The 6,141-nt window shown below is 64.2% G+C and carries 6 protein-coding genes, 1 tRNA gene and 1 pseudogene; all 8 read left to right on the top strand.

What is annotated here, in order from left to right; genetic code table 11:
- Positions 1-122: pseudogene (tuf, locus tag HCU64_RS22205) on the top strand (elongation factor Tu); the annotation flags it as partial.
- 123 nt (positions 123-245) lie between these two features.
- Positions 246-1,154 (top strand): DUF1444 family protein, encoded by a 909-nt coding sequence (locus HCU64_RS22200; protein WP_233386457.1) that lies wholly within the window; start codon positions 246-248, stop codon positions 1,152-1,154.
- Between the two features lie 89 nt (positions 1,155-1,243).
- A tRNA-Trp gene (locus HCU64_RS22195) sits at positions 1,244-1,320 on the top strand.
- A 157-nt stretch (positions 1,321-1,477) separates the two neighbouring features.
- The gene (gene secE, locus HCU64_RS22190) at positions 1,478-1,780 is read left to right on the top strand and encodes a preprotein translocase subunit SecE (protein ID WP_233386456.1); all 303 of its coding nucleotides are present in this window, start codon (positions 1,478-1,480) and stop codon (positions 1,778-1,780) included.
- Positions 1,781-1,835: 55 nt separating this feature from the next.
- Complete coding sequence (gene nusG / locus HCU64_RS22185) at positions 1,836-2,369, top strand: transcription termination/antitermination protein NusG (protein WP_147049029.1); 534 nt, start codon at positions 1,836-1,838, stop codon at positions 2,367-2,369.
- Between the two features lie 151 nt (positions 2,370-2,520).
- Positions 2,521-2,970 (top strand): 50S ribosomal protein L11, encoded by a 450-nt coding sequence (rplK, locus tag HCU64_RS22180; RefSeq protein WP_147049028.1) that lies wholly within the window; start codon positions 2,521-2,523, stop codon positions 2,968-2,970.
- A gap of 11 nt (positions 2,971-2,981) precedes the next feature.
- The gene (gene rplA / locus HCU64_RS22175; protein ID WP_233386454.1) at positions 2,982-3,677 is read left to right on the top strand and encodes a 50S ribosomal protein L1; all 696 of its coding nucleotides are present in this window, start codon (positions 2,982-2,984) and stop codon (positions 3,675-3,677) included.
- A 170-nt stretch (positions 3,678-3,847) separates the two neighbouring features.
- Positions 3,848-5,491, top strand: a complete 1,644-nt coding sequence (locus HCU64_RS22170) for a B12-binding domain-containing radical SAM protein (protein WP_233386452.1) — start codon at positions 3,848-3,850, stop codon at positions 5,489-5,491.
- Positions 5,492-6,141 lie beyond the last annotated feature (650 nt).

The following is a 6,141-nucleotide window of genomic DNA, read 5'->3' as shown; positions in this document are numbered from 1 at the left end:
ACAGTGTGACCATGGACGTCGCACTCATCGTGCCGATCGCCATGGAAGAGAAGCTGCGCTTCGCCATCCGCGAAGGTGGCCGCACCGTCGGTGCAGGCGTCGTCGCAAGCATCCAGGAATAAGATGATCCCGGCTGCGATGCCGGGCCATCATCGAAGATAGTCGACCATCGAGATCGCCGGCACCCACCACCATGGGTGCCGGCTTTTTTGTTGATCATCCATCCGGCAGCGGGGACGTCTCGAATGGCAGGCATGCTGAGCGATGGCCGTGACCGGCCCGATCGGCGACTGGTGCTCGCCATGGGCAGTGCGGTTCTACTGAGCGCCTGCTCGAAGGGCGACGAGTTGAAAACCGGCCGGTTTCGCGACGAGGTCGTCGCGATCGTTCGCGACGAGTATCCAGACTGGCCCGTCATCCTCGATCCGGCAGACCCCGCCACCTTCAAGGTGGATGCGTTTCGGATCTATGTCGGCAATCTCCATACGGTCGTCGACGGCATGGAGCCCGGGCGCCGCAGGGCCGAGATCACAAAATTCCTCGGCGTGGTGGATGCGCAGCGCCGGAAGAAGGCTGCGCCCAACGGCGCACAAGACCACACCTTCGAGCAGGCCCGATCGCGCCTGCGCATCCAGATCGTTCCGACGGACTATCTCGCCAAGGGCCTCGACGTCGTCCACCGCAAGCTCTCGGACGAGCTGGTGATCGTCTATGCACTCGACGAGCCGGATTCCTACGGCACGCTGACGACCAAGGAATTCGATCGCTGGAGCGTTACGGCGTCGACCGTCGAGAGCACGGCGATCAGCAATCTCGAAGAGGCCTCCCGTACGATCGAGCCAAAAGTCCGAACCGGGCGCGGTGGCGGCTTCGTCACCGTCTCGAGCGGGGATTCCTATGACGGCGCGCGCCTCCTGCTTCCGGATTTCCTCGGCCGCATCCGCAAGGATCTCGGACCGAGCCTCGTCATGATGGTTCCGCGCCGCGATTTCCTGATCGGCTGGACACCGGACTACGGCGGCAGGCGCGACCTCTACGCCGAGGCGAAGAGCGAGTTTGGACGTGGCCCATATCCGCGCAGCCGCGAGCTTTTCCTCGCTTCGCCCGAAGGCGTCCGGCCGCTGTCGTCCGAAGAGCGGTCCGCCTACGAGTGAAACCGTGCCACAGTGGCAGGAACCCCGCCGGCTGCCTCTTGCATCCGGATCGCCCTTGCGGCATTGACGTCGCCGCGCCGAGGCGCCGTAGGAGTGTAGCTCAACTGGTCAGAGCGCCGGTCTCCAAAACCGGAGGTTGCGGGTTCGAGTCCCTCCACTCCTGCCAGTTCGGCGCATTTTCACCTCTTTCGTTCATGGTCGACAAGCCGGGGTACTTGCGCTAGAGCGAGCGCACTCCGAGATCGTCGTCTGCGCTATCGCGGTTAGGGCTTGGGCCTCACCCCTCGCTCCGCCGTCTCTCGGAATTTCCGGTTTACGTGGTCATGGCATCGAACGAAGCGACGAAGAAAGCGGACCCCGCACGGGGCGCCGCCCGTGGCCCGGCAGCCCCGACGACGGCGCGTTCCGCGCCGGCGCCGCGTCCGGCCGCCAAGCGCGTCGGACCGCTGGAATTCTTCGGCCAAGTCCGTGACGAGGGCCGCAAGGTCACGTGGCCGACCCGCAAGGAGACCACGGTGACCACCATCATGGTGTTCGTGATGGTGGTCATCGCGAGCATCTTCTTCACGGTCGTCGACCAGGTCCTCCGCTGGGCCGTCGGACTGATCCTCGGGATTGCCGGCTGAGATTTTTCGGGCGCGTCATCCGCGCCGACGATTGTTTGAGGAGTTGAACGCGACCGTGTCGAAGCGCTGGTACATCGTCCACGCCTACTCGAACTTCGAGAACAAGGTCGCCCAGTCCATCAAGGATCAGGCGGCCCAGCGCGGACTCACGGACCTGTTCGACGAGGTCATGGTGCCGACCGAGAAGGTCACCGAGGTGCGCCGCGGCCGCAAAGTCGACGCCGAGCGCAAGTTCTTCCCGGGCTACGTGCTCGTGAAGTGCGACCTGACCGACGAGGTCTACCACCTCATCAAGAACACCCCGAAGGTCACCGGCTTCCTCGGTGCCGACAAGTCGAAGCCCGTTCCGATTCCGGACGCGGAGGCCGAGCGCATCAAGGGCCAGGTGCAGGAGGGCGTCGACCGTCCTAAGCACTCGGTGTCCTTCGAGATCGGCGAGACCGTGCGCGTGGCCGACGGCCCCTTCGCCAGCTTCAACGGCACCGTCGAGGAAATCGACGATGCCCGCTCCCGCCTCAAGGTGGCCGTGTCGATCTTCGGACGCGCTACCCCGGTGGAACTCGAATACGGACAGGTCGAGAAGGCCTGATCGTAGGGCCGGCGCCCCGCGCCAGCCCATCATCCGCGGGAGATCCGCCCGGTTCGCCGCCGGGAGCTTCGGATCGCACCGCGACCTGCAACCGTCCGCTCCGTCGGTGCCCTAGGCAGCCCGGCGGCGGGCTACATTTGGGAGCAGTCCCATGGCGAAGAAGATCACGGGCTACGTGAAGCTTCAGGTCCCGGCCGGCGCCGCCAATCCGTCGCCGCCGATCGGTCCCGCGCTTGGTCAGCGCGGCCTCAACATCATGGAATTCTGCAAGGCCTTCAACGCGAAGACCCAGCAGATGGAGAAGGGCACCCCGATCCCGGTGATCATCACCGCGTATCAGGATCGCTCCTTCACCTTCGAGATGAAGCAGCCCCCGGTCACCTTCTTCCTGAAGAAGGCCGTCGGCCTGAAGCTCGGCAAGAAGCCGGCCTCCGGCTCGAAGACCCCCGGCAAGGGTGCTACCGTCGGCAAGATCACCGAGGCTCAGCTTCGTGAGATCGCCGAGAAGAAGATGCCCGACCTCAACTGCGACTCCGTCGAGTCCGCCGTTGCCATGATCCGTGGCTCTGCCCGGGCCATGGGCCTCGAAGTCGTCGCGTAAGGGAGGGCGATATGGCTGAAGGAAAGCGCATCCGCGCCGCCCGCGAGGGCATCGAGCCGACCAAGCTCTACACGATCGACGAGGCCATCAAGCTCGTGAAGTCGAAGGCGAACGCCAAGTTCGACGAGACGGTCGAGATCTCGATGAATCTCGGCGTCGATCCGCGCCACGCCGACCAGATGGTCCGTGGCGTCTGCAACCTGCCGAACGGCTCCGGCCGTACGGTTCGCGTGGCGGTGTTCGCTCGCGGCGCCAAGGCCGATGACGCCAAGGCCGCCGGTGCCGACATCGTTGGCGCCGAGGACCTCTTGGAGATCGTCCAGGGCGGCAAGATCGAGTTCGATCGCTGCATCGCGACCCCGGACCTGATGCCGCTCGTCGGCCGTCTCGGTAAGGTGCTCGGCCCGCGCGGCCTGATGCCAAACCCGAAGGTCGGCACCGTCACCATGGACGTGAAGGGCGCCGTCGCCGCCGCCAAGGGCGGCGCGGTGGAGTTCCGCGTCGAAAAGGCCGGTATCGTCCATGCCGGTATCGGCAAGGTGTCCTTCGACGCGCAGAAGCTCGTCGAGAACATCAAGGCCTTCGCCGATGCCGTGTCCAAGGCCAAGCCCTCGGGCTCCAAGGGCACCTACATCCAGCGCGTCGCCGTCACCTCGACGATGGGCCCGGGTGTGAAGGTCGAGCCGTCGAGCGTGCTCACCGCCTGATCGTTCGATCACCGAAGCATCGATCACGCCCGGCCTTTCGCGAGGCCGGGCGTTTTCGTTTGAGCACGAAGCGCCCATTTCTCGGCCGAACGGCGACCTTGCGCCGCAAGAGCGCAAAATCCCTTCGGCGAGGGGCAGCCAACACCCAAGGCTGTGCTAAATATGGGTGCATGAAATGCACCCTGACCGTTTCATCGAAGCGACGCATCCTCTGCGTCTTCCCGGCCTACACGCCGTCCTTCGGCACCTTCTCACACGCCTATCCCCTGATGGGCGGGGTAAAGGCGTTCATGCCGCCCCAGGGACTCCTCGTCATCTCGGCCTACATGCCCGAGGCCTGGGAGTATCGTTTCATCGACGAGAACATCAGGGCTGCCACGCCTGAGGAATTCGGCTGGGCGGACGCCGTCTTCGTCTCGGGCATGCACATTCAGGAAGGCCAGATCCACGACATCTGCCGCCGAGCCCACGCCGCCGGCAAGGTGGCCGTGCTGGGCGGCCCCTCGGTCTCCGGCGCTCCGGAAAAGTATCCAGACTTCGATTACCTGCATTGCGGCGAGATCGGCGATGCCACAGACCGCCTGATCGAGATCCTCGACGAAAGCTGCGCGCGCCCGACCGCGCAGGTTGTGCTCGAGACCAAGGATCGCCTTGGCCTGTCGGACTTCCCGGCGCCCGCCTACGATGCGGTGCCGTTGAAGCGCTACCTGATCGGCTCGCTCCAGTTCTCGTCAGGTTGCCCCTACCGCTGCGAGTTCTGCGACATCCCGCAGCTCTATGGACGACAGCCTCGCCTGAAGACGCCGGAGCAGCTTTGCGCCGAGCTCGACGCCATCGTCGCGCAGCCGGGCCACCCGGCCGTGGTCTACTTCGTCGACGACAACTTCATCGGCAACCGCAAGGCGACGCGGGACATGCTGCCGGTGCTCGTCGAGTGGCAGAAGAAGAACAACTACCCGCTCCAGTTCGCCTGCGAGGCGACGCTGAACATGGCCAAGCAGCCCGAGATCCTCGAGCTGATGCGCCAGGCCAACTTCATGACGGTGTTCGTCGGCATCGAGACGCCGGAGGCCGAAGCACTCAAGGGCATCGACAAGACCCACAACGCCGCCGTGCCGATGTACGAGGCGATCGAGACCCTGAACTCCTATGGGCTCGAAGTGACCTCGGGCATCATCCTCGGCCTGGACTCGGACACCGACAAGTCAGAACAGAACCTGATCGACTTCATCGACCGCTCGGCGATCCCGGTGCTGACGATCAACCTGCTCCAGGCGCTGCCCAAGACCCCGCTGTGGGATCGGCTCGAGCGGGAAGGGCGCCTCGTCCACGACGCGAGCCTCGAATCCAACGTGCTGTTCAAACGGCCGCACGACACGGTCGTCGCGAGCTGGCGCCGGGCCATCGCCCACGCCTACGAACCCGACAAGATTTTCGAGCGCTTCAAGCACCAGTGCGAGACCACCTATCCGCACCGGATCAAGACGCCGGCCGCCGGTAAGGTCACCTTTACGAACCTGAGGCGCGGTCTGATCCTCGGTTTCAACATCATCACGCGGGTCGGGTTGTTCTCCGATTACCGCAAGCCGTTCTGGAACGCGGCCGGCTACGCCCTGAAGCGCGGACAGATCGAGGCGGTGTTCAACATGGGCTTCGTTGCCCATCACCTAATCCGCTTCACCCGCGAGGCCCTGCGCGGCGAGCACAACGCCTCGTTCTATGCGGCCAAGGCCGCCGAGACCGAAGCCGCCCGCGAGCGTGGCTTCTGGGCCAATGCTCGGCGTCGCTTCGTGCCAGAACGCGAAGCGGCCTAGCCTGCAGAGTGAGATGAGCGATCCGAGGCTGCACCGACTCTTGTTGGTGCAGCCTTCTCGGCGCGTGCTCAGGCCTTCTCGAACGGATAGAGCCAGCGGCTCACGAACACAGACGAGCCGAACCGTTCGCGCGAGGGAACCACACGCGGCGAATACTTGGCTCGACCCATGTGCAAACCACACTTGGGCTGCTCGATTCCGGGCGACTCGACTGACTGGCTAGCATCTGTCCCATATCGATCCTCGGTACCGCCGCCGGCCGCTCGGCTATTCGTAAGATGCGCTCAGGGCGCGGCTGTTCGTCGGCAAAAAGTGCCGAGTGATTCGGCCCGTTTCCGCAACGAACGGTCGAAACACCCTCGATGGTGCACCCGATTACAGGGCCGCGCATCCGAACACACTCGTCTTGATTGTATCAGCGGCCGCGCGGATCCCCTTCGCAGTGTCTCTCATGCAACGAGTTTGTTGCAACCCAGAGACAGTCAATCATCGAGCTTGAGCAAATCACAGCGGCGATGGACGGGAATATTCTCGGTTAACGTCGATTAACCATACTTTTTTTCAGAAAATCCAGTTCTCGCCCCCCGGTCGAACATCTCTTATCGGGCCGCACATCGGGCTCCGAGTGCAGAGTTTCCTGCGTAGAGCGA

It is taken from the genome of Methylobacterium sp. C25 (genome assembly GCF_021352225.1).
Classification (GTDB): domain Bacteria; phylum Pseudomonadota; class Alphaproteobacteria; order Rhizobiales; family Beijerinckiaceae; genus Methylobacterium.
Note: the sequence above shows the minus strand (reverse complement) of the source record. Positions and strands in the feature narration are given on the sequence as shown.

What these genes read in the sequence shown, in the direction of transcription:
- rplA (WP_233386454.1), top strand. Translation starts at nt 2,982, where the DNA reads ATGGCTGAAGGAAAGCGCATCCGCGCCGCCCGCGAGGGCATCGAGCCG.
- secE (WP_233386456.1), top strand. Translation starts at nt 1,478, where the DNA reads ATGGCATCGAACGAAGCGACGAAGAAAGCGGACCCCGCACGGGGCGCC.
- HCU64_RS22200 (WP_233386457.1), top strand. Translation starts at nt 246, where the DNA reads ATGGCAGGCATGCTGAGCGATGGCCGTGACCGGCCCGATCGGCGACTG.
- rplK (WP_147049028.1), top strand. Translation starts at nt 2,521, where the DNA reads ATGGCGAAGAAGATCACGGGCTACGTGAAGCTTCAGGTCCCGGCCGGC.
- HCU64_RS22170 (WP_233386452.1), top strand. Translation starts at nt 3,848, where the DNA reads ATGAAATGCACCCTGACCGTTTCATCGAAGCGACGCATCCTCTGCGTC.